Raw genomic sequence first — 15365 nt, forward strand, 5'->3', positions numbered from 1 at the left:
GTTCGTCGATGAAGTGGCCAGAGGCTTTGGTCTGCATCGGCTATCCGTTAAGATAGTCGGCTTTTCATCGCGGGAGTCAGGCAGTATGGCGCAGCAGTATCAACCGGGGCAACGCTGGATCAGCGACAGCGAAGCCGAGCTAGGCCTAGGCACCGTCCTGGCGCAAGACGGTCGCCTGCTGACCGTGCTCTATCCGGCCACCGGCGAGACCCGTCAGTACGCCCTGCGAAACGCACCGCTGACCCGCGTGCGCTTCTCCCCCGGCGACCAGATCACCCACTTCGAAGGCTGGAAACTGACCGTCCGCGAGGTCGAGGACCATGAAGGCCTGCTGGTCTACCACGGCCTGGACCAGCAGAACCAGCTGCGCACCTTGCCAGAGACCCAGCTGTCGAACTTCATCCAGTTCCGCCTGGCCAGCGATCGCCTGTTCGCCGGTCAGATCGACCCGCTGCCCTGGTTCTCGCTGCGCTACAACACCCTCGAGCACACCAGCCGGCAGATGCAGTCTCCGCTGTGGGGCCTGGGCGGCTACCGGGCACAGCCGATCGCCCACCAGTTGCACATCGCCCGTGAAGTGGCCGACCGGATCGCCCCGCGCGTCCTGCTGGCCGACGAAGTCGGTCTGGGCAAGACCATCGAGGCGGGCCTGGTGATCCATCGCCAACTGCTGTCGGGGCGCGCCAGCCGCGTGCTGATCCTGGTGCCGGAGAACCTTCAGCACCAGTGGCTGGTGGAAATGCGCCGACGCTTCAACCTGCAGGTGGCGCTGTTCGACGCCGAACGCTTCATCGAAAGCGACGCCAGCAACCCCTTCGAGGACACCCAGCTGGCGCTGGTGGCACTGGAATGGGTGACCGAGGACGAAAAGGCCCAGGACGCCCTGTTCGCCGCGGGCTGGGACCTGATGGTGGTCGACGAGGCCCACCACCTGGTGTGGCACGAGGACCGTGTCAGCCGTGAGTATTCTCTGGTCGAGCAACTGGCCGAAGTCACGCCTGGCGTGCTGCTGCTGACGGCGACCCCGGAGCAGCTCGGGCAGGACAGCCACTTCGCCCGCTTGCGTCTGCTGGACCCTAACCGCTTCCATGACCTGCAGGCCTTCCGCGCCGAAAGCGCGCATTACCGGCCGGTAGCCGAGGCGGTTCAGGAGCTGCTCGACGAAGGCCGCCTGTCGCCAGCGTCCCAGGCCACCATCCACGACTTCCTCGGCGCCGAGGGCGATGCCCTGCTCGAGGCCGTGAACGGCGGTGACAGCCAGGCCAGCGCACGCCTGATCCGCGAGCTGCTCGATCGCCACGGCACCGGCCGGGTGCTGTTCCGCAACACCCGTGCCGCCATCCAGGGCTTCCCCGAGCGCGAGCTGCACGCCCACCCGCTGGCGCTGCCCGAACCCTACCAGGACCACCCGGAACAGGTGGGCGATGGCCTCTACCCGGAAGCGGCCTTCCAGGCGCCGGATGCCACTGACGATGCGCGCTGGTGGCGGTTCGACCCACGGGTCGACTGGCTGGTCGACACCCTCAAGCAGCTCAAGCGCACCAAGGTGCTGGTGATCTGCGCCCATGCCGAAACCGCCATGGACCTGGAAGACGCGCTGCGCTTGCGCTCCGGTATCCCTGCCAGCGTGTTCCACGAAGGCATGAGCATTCTCGAGCGTGACCGCGCCGCCGCCTACTTCGCCGACGAAGAGTTCGGCGCCCAGGTGCTGATCTGTTCGGAAATCGGCAGCGAGGGGCGCAACTTCCAGTTCGCTCATCACCTGGTGATGTTCGACCTGCCCGCCCACCCTGACCTGCTCGAGCAGCGCATCGGTCGTCTCGACCGGATCGGCCAGAAGCAGGTGATCCAGCTGCACGTGCCTTATCTGCTCGACAGCCCGCAGGCGCGGCTGTTCCAGTGGTATCACCTGGCCCTGAATGCCTTCCTGGCCACCTGCCCGACCGGCAATGCCCTGCAGCATCAGTTCGGCGAGCGCCTGCACGCGCTGCTGCAAGGCGGCGACGACAGCGACTGGGAAGCGCTGATCGAAGAGGCCCGGGGTGAGCGTGAGCGGCTCGAAGCCGAGCTGCACAGTGGCCGTGACCGTCTGCTGGAGCTCAACTCCGGTGGCGCGGGCGAAGGCGAAGCCCTGGTCGAGGCGATCCTCGAACAGGACGACCAGTTCGCCCTGCCGATCTACATGGAAACCCTGTTCGATGCGTTCGGCATCGACAGCGAGGACCATTCCGACAACGCGCTGATCCTGCGCCCCAGCGAAAAGATGCTCGACGCCAGCTTCCCCCTGGGCGACGACGAAGGCGTGACCATCACCTACGACCGTGACCAGGCGCTGTCGCGCGAGGACATGCAGTTCCTCACCTGGGAACACCCCATGGTGCAGGGCGGCATGGACCTGGTGCTGTCCGGCTCCATGGGCAACACGGCCGTGGCGCTGATCAAGAACAAGGCACTCAAGCCCGGCACCGTCCTGCTCGAACTGCTGTACGTCAGCGAGGTGGTCGCGCCCCGCAACCTGCAACTGGGCCGTTACCTGCCTCCTGCCGCGCTGCGCTGCCTGCTCGATGCCAACGGCAACGACCTGGCGCCGCGGGTGGCCTTCGAGACGCTCAACGATCAGCTCGAAAGCGTGCCCCGGGCCAGCGCCAACAAGTTCATCCAGGCCCAGCGCGACGTGCTGTCCAAGCGCATCGCCGCCGGTGAGGAGAAGGTGCTGCCGCGTCACGAGGCGCGCGTCGCCGAAGCGCGCCGTCGCCTGGGCGACGAGGCCGACGAAGAGCTGGCACGCCTGATCGCCTTGAAGGCCGTGAACCCGAGCGTGCGTGACAGCGAGATCCAGACGCTGGGCAAGCAGCGTGACGATGGCCTGGCCATGCTGGAGAAGGCTGCACTGCGCCTGGAGGCGATTCGCATCCTGGTGGCAGGCTAGATCGCGTCGTCAGGCCTTGGCACATCCCTTTCAGGTGTCCAGGGCGTGACACGCATGATCTCGTGATGACTGTTACCGGCAGCGGGCTGCAATGGCCCGACTGTTACCAAGGGTCACTTAAAGAGGCAGGCGCCGCACCTGAAAAGTGCCAAGGCGCCTGGCTTCGCACCAAGACTGTGCGTTCAGTGCGGCCCTTGGTTTTCCTGAACCAGCACGAAGGGCGAGACGACCACGGCCCACAGCTCGGGATCTCGTTGCTGGAAGTCCAGCGCCTGCTCTACCGCCAGGGGTCCGACGGTGCCGGCCTCGCGCCAGGCGGCGAATGTTCCTTGCTGGTTTTCGGCCATGGCGGCTGCGACTTCGATGAGGTCCAGCGAAGGGTCGACCCAAATCAGGTCACCTTTGGCCCAGAAGCGCTCCAAAGCTTTCCACTCGATGGTGGCGGTCTCGCCAAGCAGTTTGGCATAGAGGGTGCTTGTTCGATCAGTCATGACTAGGTAATCCGGCAGCGGTCCATTCGTTTCGAAGCGGCGGATTGTCCCAGAAAAACCTGGTTTCAAATACGGACGAACGGCTTTGGCGCGGTTTTACGGGGCGATAGAGGGTCAGTCGAGTCGGTAATGGCGTTTTAATGTACGTTCATGTCGATCAGGCGACACCTTCGAATCAAGCCTTCAAACCGCGGCTTTTCAAGCGAACGGACCCCGCTCTACACTGTACCGGTACAGTTCCGGGACATGTTCCGGGGGAAGGTGTGGCATGGGTGATGGCATGGCCATGACACCCGTCCCGCCCGGTCTGTCGCCCTGGCCGCCAGGACCATAAGAATTACAACAGAATGAGTGGAGCACCATGATCAAGATTTCCAAGCTGTTCGCTGCAATGGTATTGGCCGGTGTCGCGAGCCATTCGATGGCCGCCGACACCATCAAGATCGGCATCGCCGGCCCCAAGACCGGCCCGGTCACGCAGTACGGCGACATGCAGTTCATCGGCGCCAAGCAGGCCATCAAGGACATCAACGCCAAGGGCGGCGTCGATGGCAAGATGCTCGAGGCCAAGGAATACGATGATGCCTGCGATCCCAAGCAGGCCGTGGCAGTCGCCAACAAGGTGGTCAACGACGGCGTCAAGTTCGTGATCGGCCACCTGTGCTCCAGCTCCACTCAACCGGCCTCGGACATCTACGAGGACGAAGGCGTGATCATGATCACCCCTGCGGCCACCAGCCCGGACATCACCTCGCGTGGCTACAAGCTGGTGTTCCGCACCATCGGTCTGGACAGCGCCCAGGGTCCGGCTGCCGGCAACTACATCGCCGACCACGTCAAGCCCAAGGTGGTCGCGGTCCTGCACGACAAGCAGCAGTACGGTGAAGGCATCGCCACCGCCGTCAAGCAGACCCTCGAAAGCAAGAACATCAAGGTGGCGGTCTTCGAAGGCCTCAACGCGGGTGACAAGGACTTCTCCTCGATCATCCAGAAGCTCAAGCAGAACAACGTCGACTTCGTCTACTACGGCGGCTACCACCCCGAGCTGGGCCTGATCCTGCGCCAAGCCAAGGAAAAAGGCCTGAACGCCAAGTTCATGGGCCCCGAGGGCGTGGGCAACGACTCGATCTCGCAGATCGCCCAGAACGCCTCCGAGGGCTTGCTGGTCACCCTGCCCAAGTCCTTCGATGCCGATCCTGAGAACCAGGCCATCGTCGAGGCGATCAAGGCTGACGGCAAGGATCCGAGCGGTCCATTCGTCTTCCCCTCCTACTCGGCCGTGGAGCTGATCGCCCAGGGCATCAAGGCGGCTGGGAACGAGGAGCCGGAAGACGTGGCGGCGGCCCTGCACAAGGGTAGCTTCAAGACCCCGACCGGTACCCTGTCGTTCGACGACAAGGGCGACCTCAAGGACTTCAAGTTCGTGGTCTACGAGTGGCACTTCGGCAAGCCCAAGACCGAAGTTTCGCCCCAGTGATCGGTATCTGATCCGCTGACCGAAAGCCCACTGTGCGAGCAGTGGGCTTTGTTTTACGAGGTTCATGGGCCCGGCGACCGCGATCCGGCGACCGGCCCACCTGAAAATCTTAAAACCGTCACCCGCGGTTCCCTGGTTATGCGCGTTCGAATCGGCTCATGCCGTCGGTCGAGGCCGAGCGTGTGCCTGTGAATGCGATCAGGTTTTTAGGAGCGTTGTAATGCCCGAGATCTACCACTTCTTCCAACAGCTGATCAATGGCCTGACCATTGGCAGCACCTATGCCTTGATAGCCATTGGCTACACGATGGTGTACGGCATCATTGGAATGATCAACTTCGCCCACGGCGAGGTGTACATGATCGGTTCCTACGTGGCCTTCATCGCCCTGGCGGGGCTGGCCATGATGGGCATCGATTCGTTGCCGATCCTGATGACCGTGGCCTTCGTCGCCACCATCTTCGTCACCAGCGCCTACGGCTACAGCATCGAACGGGTCGCCTACCGGCCGCTGCGCAACAGCAACCGGCTGATCCCGCTGATTTCCGCGATCGGCATGTCGATCTTCCTGCAGAACACCGTGCTGCTGTCGCAGGACTCCAAGGACAAGTCGATCCCCAACCTGATCCCCGGGAGCTTCTCCTTCGGCCCAGGCGGGGCCGAGGAAGTCCTGGTGTCGTACATGCAGATCCTGGTGTTCGTCGTCACCCTGGTGTCGATGGTCGGCCTGACCCTGTTCATCTCGCGCTCGCGCCTGGGTCGTGCCTGCCGTGCCTGCGCCGAAGACATCAAGATGGCCAACCTGCTGGGCATCAACACCAACAACATCATCGCCCTGACCTTCGTCATCGGTGCCGCGCTGGCGGCAGTGGCAGCCGTGCTGCTGAGCATGCAGTACGGTGTGATCAACCCCAACGCCGGCTTCCTGGTGGGCCTGAAGGCTTTCACCGCCGCGGTGCTCGGCGGCATCGGCAGCATTCCGGGCGCCATGCTCGGTGGGCTGGTGCTGGGCGTCGCCGAAGCCTTCGGTGCCGACATCTTCGGCGACCAGTACAAGGATGTGGTGGCGTTCGGGCTTCTGGTCCTGGTCCTGCTGTTCCGGCCGACTGGCATTCTGGGCCGTCCGGAGGTTGAAAAAGTATGAATCGAAATCTCAAACCGGCGTTCTTCAGCGCCCTGCTGGTCTGGGCCGTGGCCTTCCCGGTGCTCGGCCTGAAACTCAGCATCGACGGCATCAATCTCATCGTGCACAGCCAGGGGCCCTTCACCCTGACGGTGATCGCGGTCTGCTCGGTGCTGATGTTCCTGCGCGTGCTGTTCGACAAGCAGTGGAGCGCCGTGATGCGCAGCCGCTCGGACCGCAAGCTGATCTCCCCGGCCGTCAGCAACTTCCTGACTCTGCCGCGCACCCAGCGCTGGATCATCCTCGGGCTGATCGTGGTGGCGCTGGTCTGGCCGTTCTTCGGCTCGCGCGGCGCAGTGGACATCGCCACGCTGATCCTGATCTACGTGATGCTGGGCCTGGGCCTGAACATCGTGGTCGGTCTGGCGGGCCTGCTCGACCTGGGCTACGTGGGCTTCTACGCGGTCGGCGCCTACAGCTACGCGCTGCTGTCGCACTACTACGGCCTGAGCTTCTGGGTCTGCCTGCCGATCGCCGGGCTGATGGCCGCGACCTTCGGCTTCCTGTTGGGCTTCCCGGTGCTGCGCCTGCGTGGCGACTACCTGGCCATCGTCACCCTGGGCTTCGGCGAGATCATCCGGCTGTTCCTGCGCAACCTCACCGACCTCACCGGTGGCCCCAACGGCATCAGCAACATCGAGAAGCCCACGTTCTTCGGCCTGAGCTTCGAGCGCCGCGCGGCCGAGGGCATGCAGACGTTCCACGAGTTCTTCGGCTTGCCCTACAACTCGATCAACAAGGTGATCTTCCTCTACCTGGTGGCCCTGCTGCTGGCGCTGCTCGCGCTGTTCGTGATCAACCGGCTGCTGCGCATGCCGATCGGCCGCGCCTGGGAAGCCCTGCGCGAGGATGAGATCGCCTGCCGTGCGCTCGGCCTGAACCCCACCGTGATCAAGCTCTCGGCCTTCACCCTCGGGGCCAGTTTCGCCGGCTTCGCCGGCAGCTTCTTCGCGGCGCGGCAAGGCCTGGTGACGCCTGAATCGTTCACCTTCATCGAGTCGGCCATCATCCTGGCGATCGTGGTGCTCGGCGGCATGGGCTCGCAGCTGGGCGTGATCCTGGCCGCGATCGTCATGATCCTGCTGCCGGAGCTGATGCGTGAATTCAGCGAATACCGGATGCTCATGTTCGGTGCGCTGATGGTGTTGATGATGATCTGGCGTCCGCAAGGCCTGCTGCCGATGCAACGCCCCCACCTGGAGCTGCGCCGATGAGCCGTGACATTCTGCAAGTCAGCGACCTGAGCATGCGCTTCGGCGGCCTGCTGGCGGTCAACGGCGTCGGCCTGACCGTCAAGGAGCGTCAGGTCGTGGCACTGATCGGTCCCAATGGGGCCGGCAAGACCACCGTCTTCAACTGCCTGACCGGTTTCTACAAGCCCAGTGGCGGCACCATCCTGCTCGATGGCCAGCCGATCCAGGGGCTGGCCGGGCACCAGATCGCCCGCAAGGGCGTGGTGCGTACCTTCCAGAACGTGCGCCTGTTCAAGGAAATGACCGCGCTGGAGAACCTGCTGATCGCCCAGCACCGCCACCTGAACACCAACTTCCTGGCAGGCCTGTTCAAGACGCCGGCATTCCGCCGCAGCGAGCAGGAAGCCATGGAGCGGGCGCAGTACTGGCTGGAGCGGGTCAACCTGACCGAGTTCGCCAACCGCACGGCAGGCACCCTGGCCTATGGGCAGCAACGTCGCCTGGAAATCGCCCGCTGCATGATGACCCGTCCGCGGATCATCATGCTCGACGAGCCAGCGGCCGGTCTCAACCCCAAGGAAACCGAAGACCTCAAGGCCCTGATCGGCTACCTGCGCGAGGAGCATGCGGTCACGGTGCTACTGATCGAGCACGACATGAAACTGGTGATGAGCATTTCCGACCACATCGTGGTCATCAACCAGGGCACGCCCCTGGCCGACGGCACGCCCGATGCGATTCGCGGCAACCCCGAGGTGATCAAGGCCTACCTGGGGGAAGCGTGATGCTGACATTCGAGAACGTATCCACCTTCTACGGCAAGATCCAGGCGCTGCACAGCGTCAACGTGGAGATCAAGCAAGGCGAGATCGTCACCTTGATCGGTGCCAACGGCGCGGGCAAATCCACGCTGCTGATGACCTTGTGCGGATCACCTCAGGCACACGCTGGCAGCATCCGCTACCTGGGCGAAGAGCTGGTGGGCCAGCCCTCGTCGCACATCATGCGCAAGAGCATCGCGGTGGTGCCCGAAGGTCGCCGCGTGTTTTCGCGGCTGACGGTGGAGGAGAACCTGGCCATGGGCGGGTTCTTCACCGACAAGGGCGACTACCAGGCGCAGCTGGACAAGGTGCTGCACCTGTTCCCGCGCCTGAAGGAGCGCTATGCCCAGCGCGGCGGCACCATGTCCGGGGGCGAGCAGCAGATGCTGGCGATCGGCCGTGCCTTGATGAGCAAGCCGAAGCTGCTGCTGCTCGATGAACCGTCGCTGGGGCTGGCGCCGATCATCATCCAGCAGATCTTCGACATCATCGAGCAGCTGCGCCAGGATGGCGTGACGGTGTTCCTGGTGGAGCAGAACGCCAACCAGGCGCTGAAGATCGCCGACCGGGCTTATGTGCTGGAAAACGGCCATGTGGTGATGCAAGGGTCCGGGGAAGCGTTGCTGACCGATCCGAAGGTACGGGAGGCGTACCTGGGGGGGTGAGGCCTGGCCTGGGTTTCACCGTGCCTCGATGCCCGTCGTACAAGTGACGAGCATCGAGGCAAGCGCCGCTAGCTGGTCAGTTGCATGATGAATCCGGTAAAACTTCCGACATTGTATAGGCTTCAATGAGGAATAAAGTAAGCCTCGAGCATGGTTCCCCCCCACCGCCCCGTCTACTGACAGAAATGGCAGGCCCTGGCTTCGATTCGACAGCGGATTTGCAGCCTGGCTGGCGCGCAGGCCGTTCAAACTCCCCTTGAGCTGCCTCGAAAGCCTGAGTACCGTGACGGGCACTTTTGCACGGATCTCGGAGTTTTCGATGCGCCTCACCCTCCTCCTGCCGCTCGCCGCGCTGCTACCGGTATTCGCCGGCTGTCAGATGTTCTCGGAGCAGCCGAGCAATCCAAACGTGGGCACCTCCCGCCTGCAAGGCGAACTGGTCAGCAGTGATGGCCAGTTGTTGTTCAAGCCTTGTACCGAAGCGCGCCGTTTCGTGGTCAACGACGCTGCCGACCTCGGGCTGTCCCAGGATGTGAAGAACCTGCCGCAGAGCGCATCAGGCAAGGTGTTCGCCGACCTGCGCGGCACCCTGGGCGGTACCCCCACCGCCACGGGCGATGGCACCTTTGACGTGACCCGCGTCTATCGCCTGGAGGCTGCATCCGGCGCCTGTGAGGATCCGGCCTTCAAGCGCCTGACCGTACACGCCAGCGGCCAGAACCCCACCTGGGAACTCAAGGCCAGCGGCAAGGGCATGGTCCTGAACCGTGAAGGCCAGCCGCCACTGGCGCTGCCGTTCGTGGAGGAACAGATTCCGGGCGGCAGTCTCAACCTGTCGACCGAAGCCAACCATCAGCAGATCCAGGTGTGGCTGGCGCCACAACGCTGCGTCGACACCGGGAGCGGCGCGATCCGGCACCTGCATGCCGAGCTGCGCATCGATGGCCAGACCCTGCAGGGGTGCGGTTATTACGGCGGGGCGCGGGACAACTGATCACTGGTGACGTTTCTCCTGCCAGTCAGGCGGACGAAAGGCTTATAATCGGCGGTTTACGTAAAGCCACCGGCCGTTCGAGGCCGGGATACCGGACTCCGCCATGCTACGAATCACCGAACTGAAGCTGCCCCTGGACCATCCTGACGAGGCGCTGCGCGAAGCCATCCTGCAGCGCCTGGGCATCACCGACGAACAGCTGACGGGCTTCACCCTGTTCAAACGCAGCTACGATGCGCGCAAGAAGAACAGCGAGCTGCTGTTCATCTACACCATCGACCTGGAAGCGACCAACGAAGCCGAGCTGCTGCGCCGCTTCGCCGACGATCGCAACATCAGCGTGGCCCCGGACACCACCTACCGCTTCGTCGGCCATGCCAGCCAGGCACCCGAGCAGCGCCCCCTGGTGGTCGGGTTCGGCCCATGCGGCATCTTCGCCGGGCTGCTGCTGGCGCAGATGGGCCTGCGCCCGATCATCCTCGAGCGTGGCAAGGACGTGCGTCAGCGCACCAAGGACACCTGGGGCCTGTGGCGCAAGAGCGAACTCAACCCGGAGTCGAACGTGCAGTTCGGCGAGGGGGGTGCAGGCACCTTCTCCGACGGCAAGCTGTACAGCCAGATCAAGGACCCCCAGCACCATGGCCGCAAGGTCTTGGAAGAGTTCGTCAAGGCCGGTGCGCCCGAGGAAATCCTCTACATCAACAAGCCGCACATCGGCACCTTCCGCCTGACCGGCATGGTCGAGCGCATGCGCGAGGAGATCATCGCCTTGGGCGGCGAGGTGCGCTTCGAGCAGAAGGTCACCGACCTGCTGATCGACAATGACCAACTGCAGGGTGTCGTGCTGCACAGTGGCGAGCAGTTGCAGGCACGTCACGTGGTGCTGGCGCTGGGCCACAGCGCGCGCGACACCTTCCGCATGCTGCACGGCAAGGGTGTGTACATGGAAGCCAAGCCGTTCTCGGTGGGTTTCCGCATCGAGCATCCGCAGTCACTGATCGACCAGGCGCGCCTGGGCAAGTACGCGGGCCATCCGAAACTGGGCGCTGCCGACTACAAGCTGGTCTACCACGCCAGCAACGGGCGTTCGGTGTACAGCTTCTGCATGTGTCCGGGCGGCACCGTGGTCGCGGCCACCAGCGAACCGGGCCGCGTCGTGACCAACGGCATGAGCCAGTACTCGCGCAACGAGCGCAATGCCAACTCGGGCATCGTGGTCGGGATCGATCCTGAACGCGATTACCCCGGTAGCCCGCTGGCCGGTATCGAGCTGCAGGAGCGCCTGGAAGCGCACGCCTATGTGATGGGCGGCAGCAACTACCAGGCACCTGCGCAGTTGGTCGGTGACTTCGTCGCCGGTCGTCCGTCCACCGCGCTGGGCAGCGTCGAGCCGTCCTACAAGCCGGGTGTGACCCTCGGTGACCTGGCCCCTAGCCTGCCGGCCTTCGCCATCGAGGCGATCCGCGAAGCGCTGCCGGCCTTCGACCGCCAGATCAAGGGGTACAACCTGCCGGACGCGATCCTGACCGGCATCGAGACCCGCACCTCGTCGCCGCTGCGCATCACCCGTGACGACAGTTACCAGAGCCTGAACCTCAAGGGCCTGTTCCCGGCGGGTGAAGGCGCCGGTTATGCCGGTGGCATTCTGTCGGCCGGGGTCGATGGCATCCGTGTGGCCGAGGCCGTGGCGCGCGACATGCTGGGCCTCACGGCCTGAGACGTGCGCCCATGAAAACGCCCCGGGCAGCAAGGCTGGCCGGGGCGCTTGGGTAACGCAGTGATCAGTGCGAGACGCGGCTGGTGCCATCCACGGTCATGATGCGCACGCGCTCGCCAACCCGGAAGATTTCGTTCGACTGCACGGCCTGGACATAGGCGCGGGTGCTGCCGTCGTCCTCACGCACGGTGATCTCCACGCCCTGGGTACGGGTGATGCCTTCTTCAGCCGCCGAACCGGCCAGGCCGCCAGCGACCGCACCGATCACCGCGGCGACGAGGCTGCCGCGTCCACCACCGATGGCGCTGCCTGCCACACCACCGACGATGGCGCCTGCGCCACCACCGATCGGCGTCTTGGTGCCTTCGATCTTCACGGGGCGCAAGGCTTCGATGGTACCCATGCGCACCGTCTGGACGCGCCGGGCCTCATCGCGAGAGTAGGTATCGCCCGCCAGGTTCGAGGCACAGCCGCCGAGCAGCAATGAAAAGGCGGTGAAGCTCGCTACCAGCAATCCGGATCTACGCATGGGATGTTCTCCAATAATCGAGTGTCCATTAGACCCCGTGTGCGCAGTGGCTGTCACGGGGCCTGAGGTTAAATCGTTTTTCATTCAGGCCTGGCGACGGCTGTCGCACACGGTGCGGTTACCCATGGGACCACGCCTGGCGGCAATGAATCCGTCACGTTGCGCCAGTCTGGGCTATAAGGGCGGGTCTGACAGACCGGCGTCATGCTGGCGATACAGGCGGAGACGGAGCAGACGCCATCGCGGGCAAGCCCCCCACAGTACCGCGACCGCCTGTACCACTGCGGTGTAACTACGGGTGTGGGAGATTCTATGGTTTCTGCCAATTGCTAATGTGGGCCCTGGCGGGCCCAATCGCGGCACAGGGGCCGCTCCTACACCCGTAGCCCTACCGCGGTGATGCAGGCCATCGCGGTTACTGTGTGCGGGCTTGCCCGCGACGCAAGGGGTGACGAACGTCAGGGCGCGAGGCGCTCACGTTGCCATTGCCCTTCCACCGCACGGTAGTTCAGGCGGTCGTGCAGGCGGCTGGGGCGGCCTTGCCAGAACTCAACGCGATCCGGCACCAGACGGTAGCCGCCCCAATGCTCGGGGCAGTGCGGCGCCGTGTCCTTGAAGCGTGTCTGCGTGGCCTGCACCAGGCCCTCCAGTTCCTCACGACCCGAGATCACCCGACTCTGCGGCGATGCCCATGCCCCCAGGCGGCTGCCCAGGGGGCGCACCTGGTAGTAGGCGTCGGACTCTTGCGCCGTGACCTTCTCCACGCGGCCCTCGATCCGCACCTGACGCTCCAGCGCCGGCCAGAAGAAGGTGATGGCAGCGAACGGGTTGCTGCGCAGCTGCTCGCCCTTGGCACTGTCGTAGTTGCTGAAGAAGGTGAACCCTCGCGCGTCCAGCCCCTTGAGCAACAAGACCCGGCAGTGCGGCCGACCGTCGGCATCGACGGTGGCGAGGGTCATGGCATTGGCCTCGACAGGCGCCTGCTCGGTCTGCACGGCGTCGTCGAACCACTGGTGAAACAGCGCGAACGGTTCGTCCGGCGCCTGTGCTTCGGCCAGGCCATCGCGGGTGTAGTCACGCCGCATATCAGCCAGGGTCTGGGTCATGTCGAGCTTCCTTGACGATCAGTTGGTCTTGTTGGCCGCAACCTTCTTGTCCACGGCGGCCTTCTTGGCGGCAGGCTTGGCTGCGGCTTTCTTCGCCACCGGCTTGGCCTTGGCCTTGGCCACGGTTTTCTTGGCGGCTGGCTTGGCAGCGGCCTTGGCCGTCGGCTTGCTGGCCGCTGCCTTGACCACAGGCGCCTTGGCATCCTGGGTGGCGACCATGGCCGCAGGCGCGACCACCGGGGTCGCCTGCTGGTACTTGGCGAGCAGGGCGACCATGGTGTTCTGCGGCGTCAGCAGCATTTCGACGCGGCGGTTCAGGGCACGGCCTTCGGCGCTGTCGTTGGCCGCACGCGGCATTACCGACCCCATGCCCTTGAGGATCAGGCGGTCACGCTGCAGGCCGCTGAGACGGAAAATCGCCGAGACCGAAGCCGCACGCTCCAGGCTGAGCTTCTGGTTGGCCGCCGCGGCGCCCGTGCTGTCGGCATGGCCCAGGACCAGGACGGCGGTCTTCGGGTCGCTTTCCACGGCCTTGGCCACGCGGGTGATCGGACCCAGCGTGACAGGCAGCAGCATGTTCGGACGGTCCGGGTTGTAGTTGCCATCGACCGGCAGGGTCACGGCCAGCAGGTCGTCGCGACGCTCGACCTGCAGGTTGGTGCCTTTTACCGCCTCACGCAATTTCGGCTCGTAGTCGTCCAGCCAGGCCTGGGTGGCCTTCTGGTCGATCTTCGGCACCACTGGCTGAGCCTGGGCGGTCTGCTTGTCTTCACCGCCGAACGGCCACCACCAGCGGCTGCCGCTCTCGGACTTGGCATCAGCCTTGGCGACTTTTTCGGTCACCGCGTCCTTGACCTCCTGGTCAGCCACCTGGTCGGAGCCAAACGGCCACCAGTGACGGCTGGTCTGGGCAGAGCCGTCTTGAGCGTGCTGAGCGCAGCCGGTCATGGCTAGGCACAGGGCAAGTGCTAAGGTTTTTTGTGAAGACATCAGCGATACACCATGAATTGGAAGGAGTTCTGCCCAGCCGGGGAGGGGCGTTGGCGTTGAGGATAGACAAAGCCTGCGGTCAATACTTGTACAACCCGATCAAAGGCAACCGGCCAAGGCGCGAACCAGCGCCTGGGCGCGTGGGTCCATCAGGACGTACGGCCCCAAGGTAGGGGTGACGAAGCCGAACGCGACGTCGTGCTCAGGATCGGCAAAGCCGACCGAGCCGCCTGCACCGGGGTGACCGAAGGCCTTGGCGCCCAGACCGAAGGTGGCATTGGGCTGGTCGGGTTGATCGAGCATGCAGCCCAGACCGAAGCGGGTCGAGGTGAGCAGCGTCAGGTCATGCCCGCAGCTGTGCTCGCGGGTCATTTCATCCAGCAGCTCGGCTTCCAGCAGGCTGCCGTCGAGCAGACCGGCATAGAAGCCTGCCAGGGCTCGCGCCGTGCCATGCCCGTTCGCCGCCGGTTGCTGCATGCGGCGCCAGGCAGGCTTGTTGGTACTGGTCAGCATGCCCGGCGGGTTGGTGAAGGCGCGTGTGGACAATGCCTCGGGTTCGCGCAGGGTCACGTGCAGCAGGCGCTGCGCGGCGGCGTCGCCGGCATTGCCCTTGGCCCGGGCCAGGTGCGCCACACGGTCGAAGTCATCGTCATGCAGCCCGATGTGGAAGTCCAGGCCCAGGGGCCTGGCGGTGCGGGCGACGATCGAGTCGCCCGGCATGCGGCCATCCACACGGCGGATCAGCTCGCCCACCAGCCAACCATAGGTGAGGGCTGCATAGCCGTGTGCCGTGCCCGGCGTCCACCAGGGCGTCTCGGCAGCCAGCGTATCGACCATGCGCGGCCAGTCGTAGAGCGCTTCGGCCGGCAGCAGGTCGTGGATGGCCGGCACACCGGCGCGGTGGCTGAGCAGCTGGCGAACGGTGACGGACTGCTTGCCGGCCTGGGCGAATTCCGGCCAGTAGCGCGCCACCGGGGCATCCAGGGCCAGCTTGCCCTCGCCCACCAGTTGCAACACCGTCACGGCAGTGAAGGCCTTGGTGCAGGAGAACAGGTTGACCAGGGTGTCGCTGTGCCAGGCCTCGGTGCCGTCCTTGTCGGCCATACCGGCCCACAGGTCGATCACGACCTCGCCGCCGACCTGGATGCACAACGCCGCGCCGCGCGCCTGAGGATCGTCGAACAGCGCGGCGAATGCCTCGCGCACGGCTTCGAACTTCAGCTCGTAATGACCCTGGATCTGCACTTACCCGCCCCTCGTTCACCGGTGT

The 15365-nt window shown here is 64.7% G+C and carries 13 protein-coding genes; 8 read left to right on the forward strand and 5 right to left on the reverse strand.

The window, feature by feature from the left end:
- The first annotated feature begins 85 nt into the window (after nucleotides 1-85).
- Entirely contained in the window at nucleotides 86-2929 is a 2844-nt protein-coding gene (locus APT63_15565; protein AMA46916.1) for an RNA polymerase-binding ATPase, read from the forward strand.
- A gap of 182 nt (nucleotides 2930-3111) precedes the next feature.
- Here APT63_15565 and APT63_15570 read toward each other — a convergent pair whose 3' ends face one another.
- Nucleotides 3112-3420 carry a hypothetical protein gene (locus APT63_15570; protein ID AMA46917.1) on the reverse strand — a complete coding sequence of 103 codons (309 nt, stop codon included), beginning with the start codon at nucleotides 3418-3420 and terminating at the stop codon, nucleotides 3112-3114.
- Between the two features lie 361 nt (nucleotides 3421-3781).
- Here APT63_15570 and APT63_15575 point away from each other — a divergent pair, with 361 nt between their 5' ends.
- From APT63_15575 to APT63_15605, 7 genes are all read left to right on the forward strand, one after another.
- The gene (locus APT63_15575; protein ID AMA46918.1) at nucleotides 3782-4897 is read left to right on the forward strand and encodes a leucine ABC transporter subunit substrate-binding protein LivK; all 1116 of its coding nucleotides are present in this window, start codon (nucleotides 3782-3784) and stop codon (nucleotides 4895-4897) included.
- A gap of 220 nt (nucleotides 4898-5117) precedes the next feature.
- On the forward strand, nucleotides 5118-6041 hold the full coding sequence (locus APT63_15580; GenBank protein ID AMA46919.1) for a branched-chain amino acid transporter permease subunit LivH: 924 nt from the start codon (nucleotides 5118-5120) through the stop codon (nucleotides 6039-6041).
- Entirely contained in the window at nucleotides 6038-7294 is a 1257-nt protein-coding gene (gene livM / locus APT63_15585; GenBank protein AMA46920.1) for a branched-chain amino acid ABC transporter permease, read from the forward strand. Before APT63_15580 ends, livM begins: the two co-directional genes overlap by 4 nt.
- Nucleotides 7291-8058, forward strand: coding sequence for an ABC transporter ATP-binding protein (livG, locus tag APT63_15590; GenBank protein AMA46921.1), 768 nt, complete (start codon nucleotides 7291-7293; stop codon nucleotides 8056-8058). Before livM ends, livG begins: the two co-directional genes overlap by 4 nt.
- The gene (locus tag APT63_15595) at nucleotides 8058-8759 is read left to right on the forward strand and encodes an ABC transporter ATP-binding protein (protein ID AMA46922.1); all 702 of its coding nucleotides are present in this window, start codon (nucleotides 8058-8060) and stop codon (nucleotides 8757-8759) included. The genes livG and APT63_15595 overlap by 1 nt, the downstream gene beginning before the upstream one ends.
- A gap of 319 nt (nucleotides 8760-9078) precedes the next feature.
- Nucleotides 9079-9753, forward strand: coding sequence for a hypothetical protein (locus tag APT63_15600; protein AMA46923.1), 675 nt, complete (start codon nucleotides 9079-9081; stop codon nucleotides 9751-9753).
- A 103-nt stretch (nucleotides 9754-9856) separates the two neighbouring features.
- Nucleotides 9857-11470 (forward strand): hypothetical protein, encoded by a 1614-nt coding sequence (locus APT63_15605; protein AMA46924.1) that lies wholly within the window; start codon nucleotides 9857-9859, stop codon nucleotides 11468-11470.
- Between the two features lie 64 nt (nucleotides 11471-11534).
- Here APT63_15605 and APT63_15610 read toward each other — a convergent pair whose 3' ends face one another.
- The 4 genes from APT63_15610 to APT63_15625 all read right to left on the reverse strand — a co-directional run bounded on the left by APT63_15610 (nucleotide 11535) and on the right by APT63_15625 (nucleotide 15340).
- Entirely contained in the window at nucleotides 11535-11999 is a 465-nt protein-coding gene (locus APT63_15610; protein AMA46925.1) for a hypothetical protein, read from the reverse strand.
- Nucleotides 12000-12457: 458 nt separating this feature from the next.
- Nucleotides 12458-13105 carry a pyridoxine 5'-phosphate oxidase gene (locus APT63_15615; protein AMA46926.1) on the reverse strand — a complete coding sequence of 216 codons (648 nt, stop codon included), beginning with the start codon at nucleotides 13103-13105 and terminating at the stop codon, nucleotides 12458-12460.
- A gap of 18 nt (nucleotides 13106-13123) precedes the next feature.
- The gene (locus APT63_15620) at nucleotides 13124-14095 is read right to left on the reverse strand and encodes a flagellar motor protein MotB (protein ID AMA46927.1); all 972 of its coding nucleotides are present in this window, start codon (nucleotides 14093-14095) and stop codon (nucleotides 13124-13126) included.
- A 99-nt stretch (nucleotides 14096-14194) separates the two neighbouring features.
- Nucleotides 14195-15340, reverse strand: a complete 1146-nt coding sequence (locus APT63_15625; GenBank protein ID AMA46928.1) for a serine hydrolase — start codon at nucleotides 15338-15340, stop codon at nucleotides 14195-14197.
- Nucleotides 15341-15365 lie beyond the last annotated feature (25 nt).

Source organism: Pseudomonas monteilii (assembly GCA_001534745.1).
Lineage (GTDB): Bacteria > Pseudomonadota > Gammaproteobacteria > Pseudomonadales > Pseudomonadaceae > Aquipseudomonas > Aquipseudomonas alabamensis.

What these genes read in the sequence shown, in the direction of transcription:
- APT63_15610 (AMA46925.1), bottom strand. Translation starts at nt 11,999, where the DNA reads ATGCGTAGATCCGGATTGCTGGTAGCGAGCTTCACCGCCTTTTCATTG.
- livG (AMA46921.1), top strand. Translation starts at nt 7,291, where the DNA reads ATGAGCCGTGACATTCTGCAAGTCAGCGACCTGAGCATGCGCTTCGGC.
- APT63_15620 (AMA46927.1), bottom strand. Translation starts at nt 14,095, where the DNA reads ATGTCTTCACAAAAAACCTTAGCACTTGCCCTGTGCCTAGCCATGACC.
- APT63_15565 (AMA46916.1), top strand. Translation starts at nt 86, where the DNA reads ATGGCGCAGCAGTATCAACCGGGGCAACGCTGGATCAGCGACAGCGAA.
- APT63_15580 (AMA46919.1), top strand. Translation starts at nt 5,118, where the DNA reads ATGCCCGAGATCTACCACTTCTTCCAACAGCTGATCAATGGCCTGACC.
- APT63_15605 (AMA46924.1), top strand. Translation starts at nt 9,857, where the DNA reads ATGCTACGAATCACCGAACTGAAGCTGCCCCTGGACCATCCTGACGAG.
- APT63_15600 (AMA46923.1), top strand. Translation starts at nt 9,079, where the DNA reads ATGCGCCTCACCCTCCTCCTGCCGCTCGCCGCGCTGCTACCGGTATTC.
- APT63_15575 (AMA46918.1), top strand. Translation starts at nt 3,782, where the DNA reads ATGATCAAGATTTCCAAGCTGTTCGCTGCAATGGTATTGGCCGGTGTC.
- APT63_15615 (AMA46926.1), bottom strand. Translation starts at nt 13,105, where the DNA reads ATGACCCAGACCCTGGCTGATATGCGGCGTGACTACACCCGCGATGGC.
- APT63_15570 (AMA46917.1), bottom strand. Translation starts at nt 3,420, where the DNA reads ATGACTGATCGAACAAGCACCCTCTATGCCAAACTGCTTGGCGAGACC.
- APT63_15595 (AMA46922.1), top strand. Translation starts at nt 8,058, where the DNA reads ATGCTGACATTCGAGAACGTATCCACCTTCTACGGCAAGATCCAGGCG.
- livM (AMA46920.1), top strand. Translation starts at nt 6,038, where the DNA reads ATGAATCGAAATCTCAAACCGGCGTTCTTCAGCGCCCTGCTGGTCTGG.